This is a genomic window from Microbacterium sp. NPDC090014, assembly GCF_044748285.1.
Classification (GTDB): domain Bacteria; phylum Actinomycetota; class Actinomycetes; order Actinomycetales; family Microbacteriaceae; genus Microbacterium.
Genome location: NZ_JBIVFS010000002.1, coordinates 406,369 through 428,730, shown reverse-complemented (window position 1 = coordinate 428,730; position 22,362 = coordinate 406,369). Strand labels below are relative to the sequence as shown.

16 protein-coding genes are annotated in these 22,362 nt (G+C 67.7%); 5 read left to right on the top strand and 11 right to left on the bottom strand.

Annotated features, from left to right (window positions below; all coding sequences use genetic code 11):
• Window positions 1-110: 110 nt before the first annotated feature.
• From ACIPV5_RS15415 to ACIPV5_RS15395, 5 genes are all read right to left on the bottom strand, one after another.
• Window positions 111-1,061 (bottom strand): M23 family metallopeptidase, encoded by a 951-nt coding sequence (locus tag ACIPV5_RS15415; protein ID WP_400341766.1) that lies wholly within the window; start codon window positions 1,059-1,061, stop codon window positions 111-113.
• 68 nt (window positions 1,062-1,129) lie between these two features.
• On the bottom strand, window positions 1,130-1,636 hold the full coding sequence (locus tag ACIPV5_RS15410; RefSeq protein WP_400341764.1) for a hypothetical protein: 507 nt from the start codon (window positions 1,634-1,636) through the stop codon (window positions 1,130-1,132).
• Window positions 1,637-1,714: 78 nt separating this feature from the next.
• Window positions 1,715-3,148 carry a sugar transferase gene (locus ACIPV5_RS15405; protein WP_150115189.1) on the bottom strand — a complete coding sequence of 478 codons (1,434 nt, stop codon included), beginning with the start codon at window positions 3,146-3,148 and terminating at the stop codon, window positions 1,715-1,717.
• A 147-nt stretch (window positions 3,149-3,295) separates the two neighbouring features.
• On the bottom strand, window positions 3,296-5,035 hold the full coding sequence (locus ACIPV5_RS15400) for a DUF4012 domain-containing protein (protein ID WP_400341762.1): 1,740 nt from the start codon (window positions 5,033-5,035) through the stop codon (window positions 3,296-3,298).
• Between the two features lie 73 nt (window positions 5,036-5,108).
• Window positions 5,109-7,181 carry a hypothetical protein gene (locus ACIPV5_RS15395; RefSeq protein ID WP_400341760.1) on the bottom strand — a complete coding sequence of 691 codons (2,073 nt, stop codon included), beginning with the start codon at window positions 7,179-7,181 and terminating at the stop codon, window positions 5,109-5,111.
• 166 nt (window positions 7,182-7,347) lie between these two features.
• On the opposite strand from ACIPV5_RS15395, the gene ACIPV5_RS15390 reads away from it, so the two are divergent.
• Both ACIPV5_RS15390 and ACIPV5_RS15385 read left to right on the top strand, forming a co-directional pair.
• Window positions 7,348-8,475 carry a glycosyltransferase gene (locus ACIPV5_RS15390; RefSeq protein ID WP_400341758.1) on the top strand — a complete coding sequence of 376 codons (1,128 nt, stop codon included), beginning with the start codon at window positions 7,348-7,350 and terminating at the stop codon, window positions 8,473-8,475.
• Entirely contained in the window at window positions 8,472-9,437 is a 966-nt protein-coding gene (locus tag ACIPV5_RS15385; protein WP_400341756.1) for a glycosyltransferase family 4 protein, read from the top strand. Before ACIPV5_RS15390 ends, ACIPV5_RS15385 begins: the two co-directional genes overlap by 4 nt.
• On the opposite strand, the gene ACIPV5_RS15380 is transcribed toward ACIPV5_RS15385, so the two are convergent.
• From ACIPV5_RS15380 to ACIPV5_RS15360, 5 genes are all read right to left on the bottom strand, one after another.
• Window positions 9,438-10,544 carry a glycosyltransferase gene (locus tag ACIPV5_RS15380; RefSeq protein ID WP_372983969.1) on the bottom strand — a complete coding sequence of 369 codons (1,107 nt, stop codon included), beginning with the start codon at window positions 10,542-10,544 and terminating at the stop codon, window positions 9,438-9,440.
• On the bottom strand, window positions 10,541-11,713 hold the full coding sequence (locus ACIPV5_RS15375; RefSeq protein WP_400341754.1) for a hypothetical protein: 1,173 nt from the start codon (window positions 11,711-11,713) through the stop codon (window positions 10,541-10,543). The genes ACIPV5_RS15380 and ACIPV5_RS15375 overlap by 4 nt, the downstream gene beginning before the upstream one ends.
• A complete protein-coding gene (locus ACIPV5_RS15370; RefSeq protein WP_400341752.1) occupies window positions 11,710-13,386 on the bottom strand; it encodes an ABC transporter ATP-binding protein in 1,677 nt (558 codons plus the stop codon). Before ACIPV5_RS15370 ends, ACIPV5_RS15375 begins: the two co-directional genes overlap by 4 nt.
• Window positions 13,379-14,230 carry an ABC transporter permease gene (locus ACIPV5_RS15365; RefSeq protein ID WP_053097495.1) on the bottom strand — a complete coding sequence of 284 codons (852 nt, stop codon included), beginning with the start codon at window positions 14,228-14,230 and terminating at the stop codon, window positions 13,379-13,381. Before ACIPV5_RS15365 ends, ACIPV5_RS15370 begins: the two co-directional genes overlap by 8 nt.
• A gap of 103 nt (window positions 14,231-14,333) precedes the next feature.
• Window positions 14,334-15,500: a nucleotide sugar dehydrogenase gene (locus tag ACIPV5_RS15360; protein ID WP_400341750.1), complete on the bottom strand. Its 1,167-nt coding sequence runs from the start codon at window positions 15,498-15,500 to the stop codon at window positions 14,334-14,336.
• 40 nt (window positions 15,501-15,540) lie between these two features.
• On the opposite strand from ACIPV5_RS15360, the gene ACIPV5_RS15355 reads away from it, so the two are divergent.
• Window positions 15,541-17,874: a glycosyltransferase gene (locus ACIPV5_RS15355; protein ID WP_400341748.1), complete on the top strand. Its 2,334-nt coding sequence runs from the start codon at window positions 15,541-15,543 to the stop codon at window positions 17,872-17,874.
• 16 nt (window positions 17,875-17,890) lie between these two features.
• Here ACIPV5_RS15355 and ACIPV5_RS15350 read toward each other — a convergent pair whose 3' ends face one another.
• Entirely contained in the window at window positions 17,891-18,940 is a 1,050-nt protein-coding gene (locus tag ACIPV5_RS15350) for a hypothetical protein (protein ID WP_053097498.1), read from the bottom strand.
• 24 nt (window positions 18,941-18,964) lie between these two features.
• Between ACIPV5_RS15350 and ACIPV5_RS15345 the strand changes: the two genes are divergently transcribed.
• Together ACIPV5_RS15345 and ACIPV5_RS15340 are read left to right on the top strand one after the other, a co-directional pair.
• The gene (locus ACIPV5_RS15345; protein ID WP_400341746.1) at window positions 18,965-20,005 is read left to right on the top strand and encodes a hypothetical protein; all 1,041 of its coding nucleotides are present in this window, start codon (window positions 18,965-18,967) and stop codon (window positions 20,003-20,005) included.
• 15 nt (window positions 20,006-20,020) lie between these two features.
• Window positions 20,021-22,357, top strand: a complete 2,337-nt coding sequence (locus ACIPV5_RS15340; protein ID WP_400341744.1) for a glycosyltransferase family 4 protein — start codon at window positions 20,021-20,023, stop codon at window positions 22,355-22,357.
• Window positions 22,358-22,362 lie beyond the last annotated feature (5 nt).

Sequence of the window (22,362 nt, the reverse complement as noted above, 5' to 3'; positions counted from 1 at the left end):
ACGTTCATTCTGCACGCAACCGGTGGTCGGCGGAAGACGTGCGGACGGGAACGTCCTCCGAACACGACCCCCGCGGCTGCGACACCGACACTCGAGCGGAGGATGTGCGGCTACGACTGCCAGTAGTTCTTCTTGAACACGACCTGCTGCACCCTGATACCCGGATTGAGAGCACGGATATCGGCATACAGGCGCAGCGGACCCGACAGGAAGTACGGCAGCGTGTAAAGGCCGTATGTCGGAGAGTTCGCTGCGGTTGCCTTCGTCGCCGGGACCTCGAGCATCGGTTGCGGGGATGTGCTCACAACCCCTCCGCTGCCATTGAGGGTCTGTGCCACGACGCGGACCTGGAATCCCTTGGTGACCCCGGTCGCCGTGAGATAGAGCGAGAGCTCGCCCGTCTCCTTGATGGTCGCGCTGCTCTCAGCCAGCCAGAAGGCACCGGGGGCAACCGGTATGCGAGCCCACGCCCCCTCCGGCAAGACAGCGTTCCACGACAGTGTCGATGACTTATGGGTGGGCACAGGATCCTCCGCTGGGGGCTGGTAGGGACCGGTTTCGACGTAGTTCTCGAAGTCGACCGAGTTGGTGAATCCCAGCTGGAGCGGCGTGCCACCGATCCAGAGGGAGACGTGGACATGGGGGCCGTAACCGGCATCGCTGCCGAAACCGGACGCGCCCGAGTAGGCGATCACCTGTCCGCGAGCGACACGTGCACCCAGGGGAACCGTGCTCGACTGCAGGTGCAGATAACGGATGTAGTTGCCGTCGTCGGCCCGAAGCGCGAGGTAGCGTCCGGTCGCGGTCGTCGTCGAATCCTTCCGATCGACGATCACTCCGTTCGCGGCCGCCCGGATCTGCGTGCCGGTGATCACCGCATAATCGGTGCCCGGCTCGCCCGAGGGCGGATTCCGGTTCTTGTGCCCTTGCCAGGAGCTTGAGATGCGGACGTCTCCACACGGCCGAAGGTAGGTCCCCGCCGCGGTCGCGCTGAGACCCGGCGAGAACAGGTCCCACCCCACGGCGGAAGCCCCGACGACCCCGCCGGCGGCGATCAGCATCGCGCGCCGAGAGAGGAGCGGCTGTGGTGAGCGGCTGGCCGAGGGCTCAGCGTCCCCCGCGTCGCACACTAGCGGTCGCCGCCTTCGTTCTCGCCGCGGATCAGGTTCTCGATCTGCTCCTCCGGGAGTGGCTCGAGTGATGCCGACGACATGCCGAGCTCAGGCGCGGAGGGCGAGCCTCCGATCGTGCACTGGGCCTGCGCCTCGAGCCCGGAGGCCTGCGCCGGAACCAGCACGAGCCATTCTGGAGCGACCGACCGCTTCTCGATGCGGGTGTCTTCGATGGTGAAGGCGACGTCGGCGGGGAATGCCGAGAGCGTCGCGTCGATGCAGATCTGCGCCAGCTCTCCACTCTCGAAACCACCGAAGCCGTCGGACGGAGTCGCCGTGGGCTCCGGGCTGACCGAGGGGTCGGGAGTGGGGTCTGCGGCCGACGGGCTGGGATCGGGAGTCGAGGCCGTCGAGGTCGGCACCGGGCTCGACGCGCTCGGCAGCGCAGCGCAACCCGAGGCACCACCGACGAGGAAGACGACCAGAGCACTCGCGGCGACACACCGAGCAAGGGGGGATCTCATGATTTTGAATGTACCCAGCGCCTGGCGTCAGCCGTGGATGCGACGCGGACAGTCGCGGGGAATCTTCGCGACGATCGCTCAGTGCGCCGTGGCACCGGGGGCAACGACCGTGCGGACGGTGCGGAACAGAATGATGAGGTCCTGCATGAGCGACCAGTTCTCGACGTAGTACAGGTCGAGGCGGATGGTCTCCTCCCACGACAGCGAAGAGCGTCCACTCACCTGCCACAACCCGCTCATGCCGGGCTTCACCAGCAGGCGGCGATGCGCGAAGTCGTCGTACAGCGCGACTTCCGTGGCGCGCTGAGGCCGTGGACCCACCAGGCTCATGTGCCCGAGGAAAACGTTGACCAGCTGAGGCAGCTCGTCGATGGAGTGCCTGCGGAAGAAGCGTCCGACTCTGGTGATGCGCGGATCGTCGTTGATCTTGAACAGCGGCGTTCCTGCATCCCCCTGCAGATCGAGGAGGGTCGCCAGCTGGTCGTCGGCATCCGCCACCATCGATCGGAACTTCAGCATGCCGAAGGTGCGCCCTCCGCGGCCGATCCGTTCCTGACGGAAGAAGATGCCCCCGGGTCCGTCGATACGGATCGCGATGGCGGCGATCAGGAAGACCGGCGACATGAGGACGAGCAGCAGCGAGGAGCCGACGATGTCGAAGGCCCGCTTGAGGAAGCGCTTGGCACCTTCCATCCGCGGGAAGTCGACGTGCACGAGAGGCAGACCGGCGACGGGCGTCGCATGCATGCGAGGTCCGGCGATGTCCGTGAGCACCGGGGCCATGATGAGCTGGATGTCGCGGTCGGACACCGAATACCCCAGGCGGCGCATCGTCAGTGGGTCGAGATCATCGGACCCGACGATGATCAGCGCATCGAAGCGCACCTCGTCGAGCACTCTCTCGACGTTCGCGATGTCGCCGAGCACCTCGAAGCCCGAGATGTCCGCAGCGGAGGTGGTCTCGGTGATCACTCCGAGGATCTCATACCCGCTGCTCTTGGCACGCCGGATCTCGCGCCCCACGAGGGCGACCTTCGACGGCTCGCCGATCACCACCGCCCTGTGCAGATACCGCCCCGTCTTCTGCCGCCCACGCAGCCACTGCCTGCACATCCACCGCGACAGGAGGAGCAGCACGAGTCCGAGGGGGAAGACGACTGCGACGAGCGCGCGCGAAAGCTCCATGCCGAGGAAGAACGCGATGGCGACGGTGACCGCGAACACGGCGACCGACGCGTTGACGATTCTGCGGTACTCATCCGCCCCGTGCCCCACCGTGTGACGGTCGCGGGAATCCGTCACGTCGAGAGCTATCAACCACAGGATGCCGATCAGCGCGAGCACCAGGAGATACGACACTCGGGGCCCGCCGGGCCAGGAGACACCGGTCAGCAGCCCCGGAAGCACGATAATCGCCGCGATGATGAGTGCGAGAAGGACGACGACGACGTCGTTGTAGAAGAGACGACTCGCGTAGAGCCGAGTCCATGCGACTCGCCGGGCTTTCTTCATCTGCACCGGGGCGGTGTTCCTCGGCTCACGCGCGGCGCTGGAGCCACCGTGCTCGAGTTGAACGACGACGACACTCACCCCCCTTGACCGCGCTGACGTCAGAACGCGTGCAAGTATATCGGGCTGCCGCCGAGCCGGGGATAGACCTCAGCCGGCGCAGTCGTCGGTGACGACGGGCTTCTCTCCCCGCACCATCGGGTTCGTCTGCACCGCGAGCGGTCCGTAATCGCCGTCTGATCCGACGAACGTCGCCGTCACGTCGATCGAGTCCCCTGGGTCGAACCACGCCTCGAACGCGACGACCGGTCGGCCGAGGTCATCGATGTCGCGGTGCATGACCGACACCTCGTCGCCGTTGAAGGTGGCGTCGCTCAGCGTCGTTCCCGGAGGACCGTAGATGAAGATCCAGTCACGGAACCGGGCGCCGAAGGTCATGCTCTGCACATAACGGGGCAGCGCCTCGGCCTGACGTTGGGTCAGCGGTAGCGTGAGCGAACCCGTGGCTGTGAACGTCGTGTTGCCCGCCTCGCAGATCGCCGTGGCCGTCGTCGCGGTCTCCGTGAAGTAGTCGATCTTCGAGCCGTTGCTGTTGTTGAAATAGATGCCGACAGTCGTCGCATCGGAGTTGTCCGTCGGAAGAACGCCGCTGATCCTTTCGCCTTCGATCGCGGCGGCGACCTGAGCGTCATCACTCCAGGCGAGCACGCTGCCCTGCGACGCGCTCTCCGTGATCGCCCACATCATGTCCTTCAGATCGAAGTCCCCGGACGCGATCTGGTCGAACACTGCCGCGGCGGTGTCGGCGAAGAATCCATCGACGAGTTCGGGTTCCTTGTAGGAATCCCAGCGTCCGTAGACCTCGCTCAACAGCAGCGAGACCGCGTTCTCTTCGGAGAGGACTTCGCCCGAGGCCAGCTCGATCGGACCTGTGGCCTTGAGGATGCGCGACAGCGCCATCGGATCGATCGAGACCACGCCGGCGATCTCGTCGTCAGCGATGTCTCGCTGCCACCAGGCGCGCATGATCTTCGCCGCGGTGGGGAAGTCGGGGCGACTCATGCTCGTGTTGATGTGGTCGACGAGGTAGCTCGTGTACAGCTCGATGGCGCTCGGGGGGACGTCGACGTCGACCGCGACGCCGTTCTGGTAGTTGCCGCTGTCGCCCTGCGCGCCGATCGAGATCGTGCCGTTCTCGACCCGCACGAGGGTCTGCGCGGCAGCACTGCCTCCGAGGGCGAGTGTCTCGGCGTTGTTCTGAAAGACGAGCAGATAGTTGCGCGCGCCTTCGCCTCCGAGCAGCGTCGGGAGCACTCCGATCATGGGGGCGGCCGCCGACATCACCTCGTCGACCTGGTCGACGCCCTCGCGCACGACCGACACGAGGAAGGGAGACTGCGAGACGGACTCCAGCCCGTCCGCGAGCTCGGTGATGTGCGTCGCCTGATCGTCGGTGGCCTCGAGCAGCCGCTCCGTGATCGATCCCGTCGAATCCTCATCGCCCATCACGGGCAGTGCGACACCGTTGACGAGCGCGTCGAGCGACTGTGCCGCGAGGCGCACCCCCTTGAGGTTGTCGCCCACAACGGGGACCCACTCCATGACCCACCACACCGGATCGGATGCCGCGGCACCGGCGCTCGCAGCGCTCTCGGACAGCTCGGGGAGGACCTCGTCGACCTCGGCGCCACCGTCCTGGATCTGACCGATGAGCTCTTGGCTCTGGATCAGCCCGTCCTTCACGGTGATGGCGCGGAGCCCGACCCAGCACACCGCGAGGAGGAACGCTATGACGGCGAGAGCGAGAATCACCCAGACACGACGTCGTCGACGCTGACGGCCCGACTTCTGCTCGTCGATGCTCTGCGCATCCTGACTACCTGCGCTCATGGTCGACTTGCCTTTCGTGCTGGAGTGATCTGGTGAATTGTACTGGCGACACCTGAGACCGTCTTCGCGGCGCTCACTCCGCTTCCGATGAGATGAAGATCGGAGACGCGCCGAGGGTCAGAGTGACCTCGCCGCCCTCGGGGACGATCGACTGCGTCTGCCCGGACATGTCGGTGACCGTCACGGGGACGTCGGACGCGAAGGTGCGCTGCACCTCGCCCTGCTTCGCCCACGCGATTCGCGTCTCGTCGCCTTCCGTCCCGAACACCTCCACCGTGGTCGTGTCGTCGGATTCATCCGAGGCGAAGGCCTTGTCGCGGAGCTGTGTGATCATCAGAGCCTGAGCGAAGGCCCCGGGCTTCGGAGCCAGAGCGACGACGTCCGGGCGCGGCGAGTTCTCGTAAAGGCCGAAGTTCGACTCCCCCGCGGCGGGGTCGGCAGCGTCGTTGACGAGGTCGTACCAGAAGTACTTCTCCACGCCGTTTGCAAAGGCAAGGGCCTGGTTGCGCACCATCATCTGCCCCTGCTCGAGCACGGAGACCCCGTCGTAATGCGTGGGGAATCCCATCTCGGTGACCCACACAGGCCGCGTCTCCCCCGCGAACTCCTGCATGTCGGCGTAGGACTGCTGCACCGTGCCGGCGATCAGATCGGCGTCGCGATTGATCCACGACTCGTAGGGGTGGTAGCTCGCCGCGTCGGTCACGGCCATGCCGCCGGCCTGCCAGAACCCGGTGAACCACTCGCTGTCGTAGAGGGCGGTGGAGCCCGTGACGATGGGGAGGTCCGGATACGCCGTGCTGACGTGGTCGCGGACGGCCTGCGCGATCGGCACGTAGCAGGCGGGCGCCGGCCCGCAGGCCGTGTCGTTCTCGCGATGGTTGAACTCGTTCAGGACTTCGAGACCGACGAGATCGAACCGGTCGGCGACGGCCTTCGCATAGGCGCCGTATGCCTGGATCGCCGCCTCGTTGCCCGGCGCCTTCCTGGCACCGTAGAGCCTGTTGCCGTACACGACGAGGCCCAGCAGCTTCACGTCGTTCGCGTGCATGCGCTCGAACTCGCGCACATAGTTCTCGTCCCACACGTACTGGCCGGCGACCTTCTCGTTCCGCTCCCACGAGATGTCGTTGCGCACCTCGGCGAAGCCGATCGCGGCCGCCAGAGATCCGGTGCCGATGAAGGCCTCCTTCTCGACGTGCGCTCCCACGCCGAAGCGCCCGTCCTGGCTCACGGAGAAGCCGTCGGTGTCGATCACTGCGACGTCCGTCTGGATCTGCCGCCCGGAGGAGTCGTTGACGGCGACGGTGTAGTGCCCCTGAGTCACGCCGGTCAACGGCAGGGCCGAGAGAGGGCCTGCGGACTCGAACTCGCCGGTGATCGGCTCACCGCCGGCCGTCGATGTGGCGCTCCACTGCACGGGCCCCTCAGCGAGAGAGACGGCGAGCACCGCGGATTCATCCGTCATGACGAGTGAGTCGTTGACGATGCCCGCCGGAGTCTGCACGGCTTCGAAGGAGCCGTTGGGCACGAGGTTGTCGGTGCCGGCCGCGGTGATTGACACGTCGTCGATCCCGAACCCGCGCACGGCACCGGAGAGCACGACGTCCAACGTCGATGCGGCGGGCTGATCGGCCGTCGAGGTGAACGGGAACTCGATCGTCTCCCATTCCGCATCCAGCTCGGGAAGCGTGAAGGTCTGGCCTCCCGCGGTCAGGCGAACACCGGTCTCGGTCTTCTCCTCTGCGAGCACCCGCACCGAAGCGGTGAGCGTGTATTCCGTGTCCGGCGCGAGTGCGACGGGAGCGGTCGCGGCGACGATGTCCGCATCATCAGCCGGGGCATCCACTCGCAGAGACACAGCGCCCTGCGCGGCGTCGCCAACTTCGGGCAGAACCGTGCCGACCACTCGGCGGTCTGCGAGTGTCCATCCGTCGACCGATGCGCGTGCCACATTCGTCACCGGAACCACGGCCGGCGACTCGGTCACGACCGGCTCGGGAGAAGCCTCAGGAGAGGCATCGGCGCGAGGCTGCGCCTGCTGCCCGGAGATGACCATCGCAGCAGCGGCACCTCCTCCGACAAGGAGCACGGTGACCGCGCTCGCGATGATGATCGTCTTCTTCGTCGCGCGCAGAGCCATCATGTCCTTTCCCCCGAGTGTTCGTCTCCAATGTATCGGGTCGTACTCGGGACGAACCTGACAGCCGCCCTGGGCCCGCCCGCCGAGAACTTCCCTAGACTCGACGCATGCTTGCAGAGGCCCAGCCGACACTGCGCGCCCGCGTGCCCTGTGGTGCGAGGTCGGCGCTGTGAGCGGTGTGCTGGTGCACGAATGGCTCGCTCCGAGAGGCGGCTCCGAGAACGTCTTCGAGGCACTCAGCCGGGTCTTCCCGGACGCAGCGCGCTATTGCCTGTGGAATGAAAGCGAAGGCCGCTTCGTCGTCGATGGCGAGACATGGCTGGCCCGCACACCGCTGCGCGGACGCAAGGCCGCAGCCGTCGGTCTGATGCCGCTCGCCTGGCGGACTCTTCCGAGCGTCGATGCGGACTGGATCCTCACGAGCTCGCATCTCTTCGCGCACCATGCGAGATTCGGGGGCTCCGGGCGCGGCGCCCCGAAGCTCGTCTACGCCCACACCCCGGCGCGCTACATCTGGAACCCCGAGCTCGATGTGCGCGGCAACACGTTCGCCGCGAGGGCCGCTGCGACGCTGCTGAAGGGGCTGGATCGCCGGAGGGCCCAGGAGCCCGTCGCGATCGCCGCGAACAGCGTGTTCGTGCAGAAGCGCATCGCCGAGGCATGGCATCGCGAGAGCACGGTGATCCACCCTCCCGTCGATGTGACCGGCTTCCTCCGCGCACCTCAACCGGACGAACGGGATCAGGACGCGCTCGCGCAGTTGCCCGAGACCTTCCTCCTCGGCTTCTCGCGGTTCATCCCCTACAAGCGACTGGATCTCGTGATCGAGGCCGGCAACGCCGCCGACATGCCGGTCGTGCTCGCGGGTGCGGGACCGGATGAGGATCGTCTGCGCTCGTTCGCCGAAGAGCGCGCGCCGGGTCGGGTCTTCTTCGTGAGGTCGCCCGGAGCGGAGCTCTACCGCGCGCTGCTGCAGCGCTGCATCGCGCTCGTCTTCCCTGCGGTCGAGGATTTCGGCATCGTCCCGGTCGAGGCCATGGCGGCAGGTCGACCGGTGATCGCCGCACCCGTGGGCGGTACGACCGAGACCATCGTCGAAGGCACCACCGGCGCCTTCGTCGAGAGCTGGACGCGCGACGAGCTGCGCCGAGCCGTCGAGGTGGCCGCCGGTGTCTCACCCGACGCGTGCCGCGCGCAGGCGATGAAGTTCTCCGAAGCGGTGTTCGCGGATCGCATCAGGGCGTGGGTGGCGGAGTCGGTCGATGGCGCACACTCGTCGGAAGCGAGGAGCGCATGACCGTTCTCGTGGATGACCGATACCGCGGCGCACACGGCATCGGCCGATACGCCGCGGAGGTCCTCCCCCGGCTGAGCCTGCCCTGGAAGCCCCTGCACCTCGCTGGCACCCCGTTCTCCGCGGTCGATGCGTTCCGCTCGGTGGGTGCCGCCACCGCTCCCGACGCCCTCGTCTACTCGCCCGGCTATGGCGCGCTCCTGCGCGCTCGAAAGCAGCTGCTCACCCTGCACGATCTCATCCAATTGAGCAGTCCGGGGCTCGGAGGGTGGAAGTTCGCCGCCTACTACTCCGGCCCGGTCAGGAACGTCGTGCGCAGAGCCGGCGTCGTGCTGACGGTCTCCGAGACATCGGCTCGAGCGCTCCGTTCATGGGTGGACGACGACGACGTCGAGATCGTGAACGCGGGCAACGGATGCTCGGATGCGTTCCACCCGCGCGCAGGCACGTCGGAGCAGTCCGACCCCTACGTCCTGTTCGTCGGCAACGGCCGTGCCCACAAGAACCTCGACGTCGTGCTCGACGCCCTGGTCTCGGCGCGCGACGTTCGCCTGGTCGCCGTCGTGCCCGAGCGCGAGATCGCCGACCTCGACGCCAGGGCGGCGTACCGGCGCGTCGACACGAGAGTGCGCTGGGTGAGTGGCGTCGACGACGAGAAGCTGGCGGACCTCTACCGGGGCGCCGCGGCGACGGTGATGCCCTCGACCCTGGAAGGGTTCGGTCTTCCCGCATTGGAGTCGATTCGCTGCGGAACGCCCGTCGTGTACTGGGCCGGGTGCGAATCGGTCGCGGAGATCGTCGAAGATCGCGGTCACGCGGTGACCTCCCGTGACGATGCGCAGGAGTGGGCGAGCGCGCTGACCGAGGCGGTGGCCACCGAGCGACGGGTCGTTCCGCCCGACGGCTATGACTGGAACCGCACCGCGGCGATCATCTCGGACACGATCACCAGACTGCTCGACTGACTACGCTCTGCGTCGCCGGACCGACGGGAGAAACTCCTCCAGCGAATCGGTCTTGTGCTCCCACGAGGCGGAGGACGCGGCCTGTCCACCGGCACGATTCGGTGACGGGTGCCCCAGGGCGCGCTCCAGCGCGGCGTCCGCGTCACTGACGTCGGTGTACACCTCGATGCCGAGATCGGGTGAGGCGCGGATGCCGGGCGTCTCACGCGCCACGACGGCGAGACCTGCCGCGAGATACTCGTAGAGCTTCATCGGGCTTCGACCGGCGTTGAGGGGACTGTCGGACAACGGCAGGAGGCCGACGCGCGCCGTGTGCAGCAACGCCGGAACGTCGGCGTAGGGGACGGGGCCGACGACGTCGACGTTCGACGGCACGGGCCGCGGCGGTCGGCCGTCGGGGCCGGCGATGACGAACTCGACCTCTGGTCGCGCTCGGGCCCAGGCCTCGACGCGCTCCCAATCGAAGCGATCGTCGAGCGCCCCGACGTAGACGCACCGCGCCGGACGGGGACGAGCCTCGGCAGCTGGCTGTGCGAAGCGCGCGACCTCAGCCCCGTTGCCCAGCACGAGCGAGGGGACGTGCAGCGCTCCGAGCCCTCGCAGGACCTCGTCAGAGGTGGCGACGACACCGTCGGCCTCGGCGAGTATGCGCCGCTGCAGCGCATTCTTCAGCCCACCGGGGTACAGATCGGTGGGTCGATAGATCACGCGTTCCGAAAGCGATCGCACGGAGTGGTCCCAGAGCAGTGGCTGATCGATGAGCACGGCGTCGAATCCTGCGGAGATGCCCTCACGCTGCAGCATCCGAGCCACACTGGGGGCTCCGACAGGCGCCGGCAGGATCGTGCGCGGGACGACCTGGAGGACCCCGTCGTCATCTCGCCGAGCGCGACGCGGCACGCGTGCCAGCTGCTGTCTGTCCACTCGTCCGGTCAGCCGATGCACGAGGGAGATCGGAGTGCTCAGATGCACGACGTCCGCTCCACGCTGGGAGAGCACACGGGCGTAGTGGTGACTGCCGACCCGGAAGGCGCCGAACGGATGGCTGTGCGAGAGGAACAGGATGCGCGCGGGCGAGGCGCCGGCTCGCCCCGTGGCATCGGTCATGCTCGCGCCCTGCGCAGGGCGTCACGGATCTCGTGCTGGATGCCCTCGAGAGTCGCCGCCGCGTGACGCACGCGTTCGGAGACCTCCGATGCGCGCTCCGGCGTCGGGAGAAGCGCAGCGAGCATACGAGTCGGATCGCTCGCAGACGAGTCGACGGAGACGCCGTGCAGTCCGATGGCGGCGAAGGCTTTCGTGATCTTCATCGTGGGGCCGGGAACCAGTTCGAGCGGAACCGCCCCGCTCAGAGCGGCGAGCACAAGCACATGCATGCGGTCGCTGATGACGACCTGCGCCGCGTCGTAGCGTTGCCGGAGGCGCTCCTCCTGAGCCAGCGGATCGGTGTCGCCCCAGGCCTCGAACTCACCACCGAGCAGCTGTGCGAGCTCTCGCGCTCGGCTCTCGTCCTCCCGCACCTGGACGACGGTACGGATGGAGAGGCCGGCGCGCTCAGCGGCCTCACGCACCGTAGCGAGCCAGTCTGCATCCGGCAGAGGACGCGCGCCGCGCAGACTCACCAGAAGCTCGGGGCGCTCGCCCCACGGGATTCCGAGGCGCGAGCCGGCGGAGAATCCGATGTCCGGAGCGAGCCGACCGCATCGCGCGGTCCTCAGCGTCGCCTCGTCGCGCCACAGCGTCACCTGCGAGAGACGAGCTGCCAGGCGATGAATGGCGAGCGCGGGCTGCGACGGCGCTCGGATACCGCGCGGCGGACGGACGACGATCCCTCCCTTGAGACGGACGATGAGGGTCTCGACGAGGAAGACCAGCTCTCGCAGACCGTTGCCTCGGTCGAGCGGGATCTCACCGGCTTCGAACACCAGCACGGGGCGACGAGGGGCGAGAACCAGCAGCCGGAGCCAGCGCGGCACGGACTTCTTGTTCCGAAGCACGATGGCCTCAGCAGGCAGGCCCAGTTGCCTCAGCCACACATCGGGCGCATCCCCCGTGTACGCGACCAGCTCGTCGCTCGTGCCCAGCGACCACCCGAGGGTCTCGCGGCGGATCAGCGCGTCACCGATGTTGCCGGCGGGACCCGTCAGCGACACGAAGGTTCGGGTCGCTCGGGACGCCTTGGACGATCGTGATTCCCGGCGGCGCATGAGGTACATCTCCTCGCTTCCCCGAGGGGAGCTGTTCTCGGATGCGGTGCGGCCGCCCCGCACGCTCACGGGATGGTCGTGCCGGTTCCCGGATCGAAGACGGGAGGCTCGGTGATCGGCGGCGTCGTGGGCTCCGGCGTCGGCTCCGTGGGCGGCGTGGTCGGCTCGGGCTCGACAGGCACCTCAGGGGCGGGCGGGGCGACCGGCTCGGGTTCGCTCGGCTGCGAGGGCCGCGGGTCGGGCCGGGGCGCCTCGTAGTCGGGTTCTTCGGTCTCGACCGGGAGCACGCGCGTGACCGTTACGGGGGCGCTGACTCTCACGCCATCCTCGTTCTCGGCGGTCACCGTGTAGACGACGGCCTCGGTCGCGCAGGAGAAGGGAACGGCTCGGTCGGTCAGATTCGCCGGCAAGGCTGCAGCGAGTGGGAGCTCGAGCGCGTCGACCTGCGTCTCGGCCGCTGCGATCGCGACACTCTTCGCGTCATCGATCTGCCAGCTCAGCAGCACCTGTGCGTCTTCGGCCTCCTCGGAGGCGCATTCGACTGTCGCGGTATTCGCGGTGAAGCTCTTGATCACGGGGTCCGCCGCAGGAGTGGACTGCTGCGGCGTCGGTCGCGTGGACGGTTCGGCTCCGGCCGGTGCCGCGACGCTGCTGAGCGTGCCGATGATCGCACCGGCGGCGACCGCGAGCAGCACGGCGACCCCGGAGAGCACCATCAGCAGGGCGCTGCGCTTCCTCGTGCGCCTTTCGGCCCGACGGTGCCTGTCGCGCCGGGCGAGAGCGCGCGGCTCTCCGGCATCGGAGGAGATCGCGGCCGCCGCGGGCGCGCCGCTCGTCGACCGAGCACCCTGCGGGTCATCAACGTCACTGGCATCGAAACCGACGGCCACGGGGGCGTTCTTCGTCGAGGGCCTGGGCGCGGAGGCCGCACCCACGGCGCTGGACCCCGGGTTCTTCGTCCAGTCGATGTACTCGGCGATGACGTCGTCGGTGGGGCCGTCGGCGATGAGCTCGCCCTTGTGCACCCACAGCACCCGCTCGCAGGTCTCCTTCAGCGAGCTCGTGGAGTGGCTGACGATCATCACGAGACCGGCGCTGGCACGCAGCTCGTTGATGCGCTTCTCGCTCTTGGTCCGGAATCGCCGGTCTCCCACCGCGAGGGCCTCGTCGATGAGGAGGATCGAGTGCGCTTTCGCCGATGCGATCGCGAATCGCAACCGTGCCGCCATGCCGGATGAGTACGTGCGCATGGGGTGGTAGATGAAGTCGTTGAGCTCGGCGAAGTCGGCGATCTCGTCGACGTGCTCGGCAGCTTCCTCAGGTGTGAAGCCCATCGCCAACAGCCCGAGGCGGATGTTGTTCTCACCCGAGAGCTCGGGTACGAGAGCCGCGTTCACACCGAGGAGCACAGGACGCTCTCGGGCGAAGATGCGCCCGTCCGAAGGCGGAATCAGCCCGGTCATCGCCCGGAAGAGCGTCGACTTGCCAGAGCCGTTGTGTCCGACGACGCCGATCGACTCGCCCTCAGAGGCCGTGAAGCTCACTCCTCGCAGTGCGGGGACGGTCTGAAGGTCTCGTCCCCCTCTGAGCGAGCGCAGGCTGAACATCGATTCGCGGGTGGTCATCCGCTTGCCCGATGCGTAGACGCGATAGTTGATGTGCACATCGTCTGCCACGATCATCGCTCGGGGCGCGAGATCGTCGATGGCCGGCTTCTGGCCGGGGAGAAGAAGATCAGTCACTGAGGCCATACTTCGGTTCGGCTTGCCAGAAGTAGATGATGCCGCCGACGAGCACCACCAGTGCCCAGATCGGAGCAGCGACCCATACGAGCAACGGAGCCGTGTACCCATCGAGCAGCACGTCACGTGCGATGGCGATGAACTCGTAGATGGGGTTGAGGTGCACGATGGTCAGTAGCGTCGGATAGTCGGCGAGCGCTCCGTCGACGTCGAAGAAGATGCCGCTGGCGTAGAACAGCACACGGGTCACGATCGGGATCAGCTGCTGCACATCTCTCGTGCGCACAGAGATCCGAGCGACGATGAGAGCCACCCCGAAGTTGAACACGCCCATGACCGCGAGGACCGGGACGATGAGCAACCATGACCAGGAGATCGGCTCGCCCAGGATGAGCAGAAGGATGCCGAGGAGCAGAACGACGGGAATCATCCGCATCGCCTGCTCGACGATCACCGAGAGCGGGAGCAGGACGCGCGGGAAGCCGAAGCTCTGCACGAGCTTGCTGTTGCTGGTGATCGCCTTCGAGCCGTTGCCGAAGCAGCCTGTGAAGAACTCGAAGACGAAGACGCCGACGATGAGGAACTGGACGAAGTTCTCGGGCCGGGCGGCGCCCGAGAGGATGAAGTGGAAGATCACGCCGTACGTGATCGCGAGCGAGAGCGGTTTGAGGACGATCCAGAGCACACCGAGGCGATTCGGCAACAGACCCGAAATCAGGCGACTGCCTGCCAGCCGCACTGCGAACGCGCGAAGTCGCCATGACTCTGCCAGATAGCCGCCAAGCCGAGGGCGGGTTCCCACCTCGGTCAGACCGGCAACCGCGGGCGCAGCGATCGCTCCCATTCGGATTCCTCTACCTCTCTCTACCCTGACGCGAGACGTCCAAGAGCCAGGGCGGCATATCGGAACATGCTACCCCAGCGACTATCCGTCGTCTGAGCGTCGGTCAGTCGCGGCCGTAGATGTCGCGCGTGTAGATCTTATGGGCGACGTCGTCGAGCGCATCGGTCGAGCGGTTGGCGATGATGACATCGGCCCGGGACTTGAACTCGTCGAGATCGCGCACGACCTCCGAGTGGAAGAACTCGTCTTCGTCGAGTGACGGCTCGTACACGACCACCTCGACGCCCTTCGCCTTGATGCGCTTCATGATCCCCTGGATCGATGACGCGCGGAAGTTGTCCGACCCCGACTTCATGACGAGGCGGTAGACGCCGACGGTGCGCGGCTTTCTGGCGAGGATGTCGGTGGCGACGAAGTCCTTGCGGGTGCTGTTGGCGTCGACGATCGCCGCGATGAGGTTCTGCGGCACCTCGGAGTAGTTCGCCAGCAGCTGCTTGGTGTCTTTCGGGAGGCAGTATCCGCCGTAGCCGAAGGAGGGGTTGTTGTAGTGCGACCCGATGCGCGGGTCGAGTCCGACACCCTCGATGATCTGCTTCGTGTCGAGCCCGTGCACCACCGCGTAGGTGTCGAGCTCGTTGAAGTACGCGACTCGCAACGCCAGGTAGGTGTTGGCGAAGAGCTTGATCGCCTCGGCCTCGGTCGACTCGGTGAGCAGCACCGGCACGTCGGTGGCGATCGCGCCCTCGAGCAGAAGGGCGGCGAAGCGCTCCCCGACGGGGCCTCGGTCTCCGACGACGATGCGCGAGGGATAGAGGTTGTCGTGCAGCGCGCGCCCCTCTCGCAGGAACTCCGGGGAGAACACGATCTTCGACTGCGGATGCTCCGCCTTCATACGCGCGGTGAACCCGACCGGCACGGTCGACTTGATCACGATCGCGGCGTCGGGATTCACCGCGAGCACGGTGTCGATGACGTTCTCGACCGACGAGGTGTCGAAGTAGTTGGTGACCTCGTCGTAGTTCGTCGGCGTCGCGACGACGACGAACTCGGCATCCCGGTAGGCGGAGTCGGCATCGACCGTCGCCGTGAGGTCGAGCTCGTGCGTGGCGAGGTAGTCCTCGAGCTCGACATCGGCGATGGGCGAGACTCTGCGGCTGAGCATCTCGACCTTCGCGGGGTCGATGTCGACGGCGAACACCTCGTGGTGCTGGGCGAGGATGACGGCGTTGGACAGGCCGACGTATCCGGTCCCGGCGATGGCGATCTTCATGCCCTCAGGCTATCCCGGCCCGCGGATAGACTCGTGCGCGATGACACCGCGCCCTCTGCTCTCCATCGTCATACCGGTCTCGGGTGACGACGCGACTGTCGCGACGGCTCTCGAGAGCGCCCTCGCGCAGAGCCTCGTCGACATCGAGATCATCTGCGTCGATGACGCCTCGACCGACGGCACTGCCGGCGTGCTCGAGCGATTCCGGCTACGGGACCCGCGAGTGCGCGTCGTGCGCCACGAACGCAACCTGTCGGCCTTCCAGGCTCGCCGCACGGGGATCCTCGCGGCGAGCGCCGATCGCGTGATGTTCCTCGACGGCGACGACGAGCTGACCCCGGATGCCGCCGCGGTCGCGGTCGCGAAGGCCGAGGAGACGGACGCGGACATCGTCGGGTTCGGTGTCACGGTGATCGAGCGCGACGGCCGCACCGGCAGCCCGTACGAGGTGCGCCTGCAGCCGCCGCAGCATCCGCACGCCGGCGATGACGTGCTGCGCGCCCTCTTCCCGGTGGGAAAGCCTGCTCAGGGTCAGCTCTGGCGATTCCTCTTCCGCACGAGCGTGCTGCGCGAGGCGTACTCCCTCGTCCCCGACGACCTCGTGCTCCCGCGCATCAACGACCTGCCGCTTCTCTTCCTCGTGGCCATACTCGCCGAGAGCTACGCGGCGGTCCCCGACAAGCTGTACCGCTATCACTTCGGTCGCGGTGGCAGCGGGCACCGGGTCGACACCCTCGAACGGGCGCGGTTCTACACAGGGGCGATCCGCTCGGTCGACGTGATCGGATCGGCTGTCGAGGCACTCGCAACCGCACATGCCGATCCGACCCTCGTCCGCGACACCTACGCGTCGGTGCGCTTCTCGATCATCGGATACGTGTGCTTCCAGCTGGTCGAGCACAGCGACGAGGGCATGCTCGACGGCGCTCTCGCACATCTGCACACGGTCGTCAGCGGCCCGGACATCATCCATGCCGCTGCGCGGTTCTATCCGGCGACTCTCAAGGCTCTCAGGTTCCACACGACGTGGCAGGGGCTGCCTGACCGGCCCGCACGCAGCATCCTGCTCGTCACGTCGACCCTCCGTACCGGCGGCGTGTCGGCCGTGCTCACCTCGCAGGCGCGCTATCTGCATGAGGCGGGCTACCGGGTGACCGTCGTCGCCCGCAACGGCGGCAGCGACGCGACCGTTCTTCCCGCCGGCATCCCGTTCGTCGAGCTGACCTCACGTCAACTGCCCGCCCAGCTCACGCAGTGGGCCGAGATCTGTCGCGCCCACGAGGTCGACGTGGTCATCGACCACCAACTGCTCTACACCGACACCTGGCCCGAGTTCGCGCTCGTGGCACGAGCCGAGGGCGCGGCGACGATCGGCTGGCTGCACAACTTCGTCGCTCGACCGGTCTACGACGGCAACGATCGGCTCACCCTGATCGAGCACTGCAGTCCGACGCTCGCTCAGCTCATCACGCTGTCACCGCTCGACGTCGCCTACTTCCGCCTGCGCGGCATCGAGAACGTGGCGTACCTGCCGAACCCGCCCTCGCCGTTGATGCTCGAGTCGGCGGCTCACACAGGTGCGAAGACGCCGCCGTCCGACCGTCTCGAGCTGGTGTGGTGGGGGCGACTCGAGCAGCGGACCAAGCAGGTGCGGGAGCTCGTCGAGGTCGGAGTGCAGCTGCGCGCCCTCGGCGTGCCTTTCACACTGCGGATCGTCGGCCCGGACTGGGATGACGTCACCGCGAAGAAGCTCAACGCCCTCGCGCGTCGTCGCGGCGTCGGAGATGCCGTCGTCGCCGTCGGGCCTCTGCGAGGGGCTGCGCTGGTCTCGGCCATCGACTCCGCGGATGCCTTCGTCTCGACCAGCATCATCGAGGGGTATCAGCTCACGATCGCCGAAGCACAGGCCCGGGGGCTCCCGGTCTTCATGTACGAGCTCCCCTGGCTCACGCTCGTGCAGGACAACCAGGGTGTCGTCGCCGTGCCCCAGGGCGATAGGCGCGGGCTCGCCTCCCGACTCGCGGAGACGTTCGAGGATCCGGAGCGCTATGTGCAGCTGTCGCTGGCCTCGTCGGATGCTGCGTCACGGTCGCGTGAGTACGACTTCGCACAGCTCTACCGCGACGTGGTCACCGGTGCGCTTCCGCCGAGGTTCTCACCGCAGCCGACGCTCGACGATGCCAGGCAGCTGCTCGGTCTGCTGGTGTTCTTCGCCCAGCGCGCCGAGGGCCGCACCGTCGCATCCGCCGATTCATCGACGTGGGGCACGCGCGTCTGGCAGTCGGCAGCACCGCTCGGGCGCGCGACGCTGCGACGGGTGCCCGGGCTGCAGCCGCTCGCGCACCGCGCGAAGAGATGGCTCGGCGCGCGCTGACCTGTGATGTCCGGCGTTACGCCACAGCATCCATCGCCGCGTGGATGCGCGCGGTCAGGCCCGCGATATCGACGCGAGCGGCGTCCACCGCGGGGGCGAGCGTCGGAAGGTGAGTCTCGAATCGACGGGCGAAGTCGTCGAACTGGTCGTACCCACCTACGAGGGCGCCGAGCCCCACCGCCGTCAGCAGGCGGGAGATCTTGTTCGGGTCGCTTCCCGAGCCGATCGGATGAGCGCCTTCAGTCGCGCCGATGATGAGGCCGTGTGCCCGGTCGCTGATGACGGCGAGCGACTGCCGGTACACGGCGCGCACGTATTCGTCGAGGACGTCGTGCCGCATGCTCGAGGGCATCACGTACTCGCCGCCGAGAGCGCGCGCGAGGTGAACGCCTCGTGGCGCGTCACGCGCCACCTGCGCCACGGTGACGATTCGGGTCTGCGTCGCAGCTGCGAACGCGCGGACGGATGCGAGCCACTCCTCCCCCGGCCACGCCCGGTCGAAGCGCATCGTCACCGCGATGAGCGGCCGCCCGGCAGCCGGCGCCCACTCGTCGACAGCCGCTCCCTCCGAGTACGCCCAATCCGGCGCGAAATCACCGAAGCCGGCGCCGTCGCGAGACCCCCGGTCCCGCCACGACATCACCGGGGCCTCGCGCATGACCGGGTCGAAGGCGACACCCTGCAGTTTGTCGACGTTCTTGATGCCGAGGCCGGCGAAGATCACCGTCCCGCCCGCGTCGAGAGCGCGCGCACACTCGGCCGCACGTGTCGGAACGGGAAAGTGGCCGGTACGCGGATTGATCTCACCGGCGTTGAACGCCAGCACCGGGCGAGCCGTCGCGGCTTCGGCAGCTGACCACTGCGCTCTCGCGCTGTAGATGGTGAGATCGGGCGCAGGTGCGAACCCCGCCATGAAGTCGCTCGTCGCTTCCCCGAGGTGCAGGTGCACATGCCGCCCCGGGCCTCGAAGTGCGGCGAGATACGCCAGCCGCAGGGCAGAGTCGCCGAGGTTGTCGTCCTGCCCGCTGAGATGGGCGAAGACATGCTGAGTCGGTTTCACAATCACTGCACCCCACTATATGGTGGCTCTGTGTTCTCCGTGCCCGTTCCCAGGACCGGGGCAGCGACTGAACAGGGCGCGACCGAGGCTTCCGTTCCGACGGTGCTCGTCACCTCGCGTCCCCCGCGATATCGGGTCGACTACGTCGACCAGCTCATCGGCGACGACTCGGAGGGGCGGGCGCCGAAGGATGTCGTGCTGGAGTTCCGCACCGACCCGTTTCGCGCGCGTGGGGCGGATGTGATCCATCTCACCGACATCTCGAGCGTCCTCGGAGACCGCAGTGCTCGCGACCGCACGAGGCGTGCGAAGCGCTTCATCCGGCTTCTGCGGCGCCGACGCATCGCACTCGTGCGCACACTCCGCGGCGAGGAGGCGAACGGCCCCGACTCTCGAGCAGAAGTCATCGTGGACGGCGCCGCGGCTGCGGTGCTCGCTCTGCACCCCACGACTGCGGCGGATGGCCGATCGGCGCAGGTCGTCGCCCACAGCCACATGCGGGACCGGTTCCTCGGCTTTCCTCGGCAGGAGTCCGTGCCAGGGCGCGTGCTGATCACGGCGGTCACCACGCTCCATCCGACATGCCGAGCCGCTCTCACGGTGTTCGGCCTCGCAGACCTTCCCGCGTGGACGCTGCGCGTCGCAGGCAAGGTGCCAGTCGAACACGAGGCAGCGTACATGCGAACCCTCGCGGACCACCCCGACTCGATGTCACTCCGTGACGAACTCCTCTCCGATGCCAGTTGCGTCTCCGAGGTGAGTCAGGCCGAGATCGTGATCGTCGGAGCGGCCGAGGCCTACGAGTCCCAGAGCATCCTCATGCTCGCCCTGTCCCTGGACCGGCCGGTGCTCGTCGAAGACACCGAGCAGACGCGGTCGCTGGCCGAAGAGGTCGGCCCGTCCTGGGTGCGGCGTCACAGCGGCCCGTTGACGGCCGACGAGCTCGAGAAGACGCTCGCTTCGTTCCGAGCGGATCCCCCCACCGGCCGACCCAACCTCGAATCGCGGGCACCCAACCTAATCAGCGCGCAGTATCGCGCCGTGTATCGCGCCGCGGCGGCAGCGCGCTGACCGCCACCCGATCCCATGACGACGCCCTCGACTCCCCTGGTCTCCTTCATCATCGCTGCGGACGCAGACTCGGACGCCGTCGATCGCAGCATCCGCTCCTGTCTCGCGCAGTCGCTCACCCGGATCGAGGTCGTGTGCGTCCGCGCAGGCGGTGCCGGCTCCGGCGCGATGACCCACTTCTCCGACGAACGCGTCGTCATCATCACCGAGCCGTCGGATTCCGCTCACGCGCAGCTGCGTCGGGCCGGCATCGAAGCTGCGCGCGCACCGTATGTGCTGGTGCTCGAACCTGGAGACGCAGTGCAGCGTGGCACGGCGATGCGCCTTCACCGCCGCGCAGTGGAGTCGCGTGCGCAGCTCGTCGGGTTCCCCCTCCCGGCGACGAAGGGCGCCCGCTCCCGTGTGAAGCGCACCGTCGAGGCCCGCCCCCTCCGCGGAGTCGACATCCTGCGCAGCCTCGTTCCGCGAGACACAGCGGCGGAACTGGACATCTCACGTCACCTGTTCGAGACGAGTCTGCTCAGACAGGCGTACGCCGCGACCGCCGCCGACCACCCGCTCGATGACCGCGCGACCGTGCTGCTCGCCTATGCATCGGCCACATCGTACGCAGCTGTCAGCACGGTCGAGTATCTGCACCGGTCATCCCGTCGCGACATCGAGACCGAGCCGGAGCACCGCCTCGATCGGGCACTGCATCGCATCGCGTCGTTCCGGGCCATCAAGGCGACCATCCGGGAGCAGGCCCGTCACAGCTCCGACCCCGAACCGCTGCTCGACGGCCACATCGCGGCCTACCTCACTGCCATCGGGGAAGCGCTTGACGCCTTCACCTCGCTGCCGCCGGAGATGCGCGCCCGCGGGTACGAGGCACTGCGTGCCTGCGTCACCGACCTCGACCTCATCTCAGCCGCCGTGACGTTCGCTCCCGACACGATCCCCGCGCTCGTCGCTCGGGGGGAACGCCTCGAACTCGGTCGCACTCCGGTGCACAGCGTGCTGTTGACGACCAACGTCCTGACCACGGGCGGAGTCTCCGGTGTGCTGCTCGCGCAGGCGCGGATCCTGATCGGAGCCGGATATCGTGTGACGATCGCCACACACCGCGCGGGGAGCGCCGAGTCGCTCGTGCCCGAGGGCGTGACGCTCGTGCAGTTGACCGGCATCAGCCGACGTCAGCGCGTGATGCAGTGGGCGCAGCTCTGCCGCCGCTTCGACGTCGATGTGGTCGTCGATCACCGCGTCCTGTACTCCCGAGATTGGCCGTCGTTCGCACTGGCTGCCCGCACCGCGGGGTCGGCGACCGTCGGGTGGATGCACAACTTCGCCGGGCGGCCCACCTACAACGGAAACGACCTGCAGACGCTGTTGCACACCCACCTCCGGGCTCTCGCACACCTGGTGGTGCTCTCGCCGCTGGATGTGGCGTTCTGGAAGCTGCGGGGTATCCGTCATGTCAGCTACCTCCCGAACCCACCGTCGCCGTTCCTCCTCGCCGCCGGCGAAGTGCGCGGCCCGAAGCCTGCGCCGCTCGACCGGCGACTGGAGCTCGTCTGGTGGGGCCGGCTCGAGGAGCACACCAAGAAGGTCACGCAGCTCGTCGAGGTCGCCGCGGCACTGCAGCGGCTCGGAGTCGACTTCCGCCTGCGGATCGTCGGTCCTGATTGGGCCGATATGAGTGCGGATCGGCTGCTGGCTCTCGCCGAGGCCCGCGGCGTCTCGGAGCGTGTCGAAGCCATCGGCCCCCGGCACGGTGCCGATCTGCTCGAAGTGATCGACTCGTCTGATGTCTTCGTGAACACGAGCATCATCGAGGGTTACCCTCTGACGCTGCCTGAGGCGCAGTCGCGCGGTCTTCCGATCGCGATGTACGACCTGCCGTGGCTCTCGCTCATCCAGGGCAACGACGGAGTCATCTCCACCCCCCAGCAGGATCCCGAGGCTCTCGCCGGGGCGATCGCCGACCTCGCCGTGGATCCGGCGCTGTACGAGGCGATGTCCCGCGCCTCGGTGGCAGCTGCTGTCGAGGCGACTTCGCATGATTTCTCCCAGCTCTACTCGCAGCTGCTGCGCGGGGAGCTGGCGCCGGAGCTCTCCCCCGAGCCGACGCTCGAGGACGGACGCAAGGTGCTCGAGCTGCTCGTCTTCTTCGCCGAGCGAAGCACGCCACCCCCGCGTCCCGCACCGGCCCGGTCCACGACGAGCGCACCCGCGCTCGCCGCTTCATCGCGGCCGGCTCTTGGAATCCGCATCGAACGCGTGCTTACCCCCATCGGCCGTCGCGTCATCGATGCGGCCCCCTGGCTGCGACCGGCGGCGACGAAGGTCACACGCATACTGCGGCGCCGATAACGAGA

What these genes read in the sequence shown, in the direction of transcription:
- ACIPV5_RS15415 (WP_400341766.1), bottom strand. Translation starts at nt 1,061, where the DNA reads ATGCTGATCGCCGCCGGCGGGGTCGTCGGGGCTTCCGCCGTGGGGTGG.
- ACIPV5_RS15385 (WP_400341756.1), top strand. Translation starts at nt 8,472, where the DNA reads ATGACCGTTCTCGTGGATGACCGATACCGCGGCGCACACGGCATCGGC.
- ACIPV5_RS15365 (WP_053097495.1), bottom strand. Translation starts at nt 14,230, where the DNA reads ATGGGAGCGATCGCTGCGCCCGCGGTTGCCGGTCTGACCGAGGTGGGA.
- ACIPV5_RS15410 (WP_400341764.1), bottom strand. Translation starts at nt 1,636, where the DNA reads ATGAGATCCCCCCTTGCTCGGTGTGTCGCCGCGAGTGCTCTGGTCGTC.
- ACIPV5_RS15360 (WP_400341750.1), bottom strand. Translation starts at nt 15,500, where the DNA reads ATGAAGATCGCCATCGCCGGGACCGGATACGTCGGCCTGTCCAACGCC.
- ACIPV5_RS15405 (WP_150115189.1), bottom strand. Translation starts at nt 3,148, where the DNA reads ATGAAGAAAGCCCGGCGAGTCGCATGGACTCGGCTCTACGCGAGTCGT.
- ACIPV5_RS15355 (WP_400341748.1), top strand. Translation starts at nt 15,541, where the DNA reads ATGACACCGCGCCCTCTGCTCTCCATCGTCATACCGGTCTCGGGTGAC.
- ACIPV5_RS15400 (WP_400341762.1), bottom strand. Translation starts at nt 5,035, where the DNA reads ATGAGCGCAGGTAGTCAGGATGCGCAGAGCATCGACGAGCAGAAGTCG.
- ACIPV5_RS15380 (WP_372983969.1), bottom strand. Translation starts at nt 10,544, where the DNA reads ATGACCGATGCCACGGGGCGAGCCGGCGCCTCGCCCGCGCGCATCCTG.
- ACIPV5_RS15395 (WP_400341760.1), bottom strand. Translation starts at nt 7,181, where the DNA reads ATGATGGCTCTGCGCGCGACGAAGAAGACGATCATCATCGCGAGCGCG.
- ACIPV5_RS15340 (WP_400341744.1), top strand. Translation starts at nt 20,021, where the DNA reads ATGACGACGCCCTCGACTCCCCTGGTCTCCTTCATCATCGCTGCGGAC.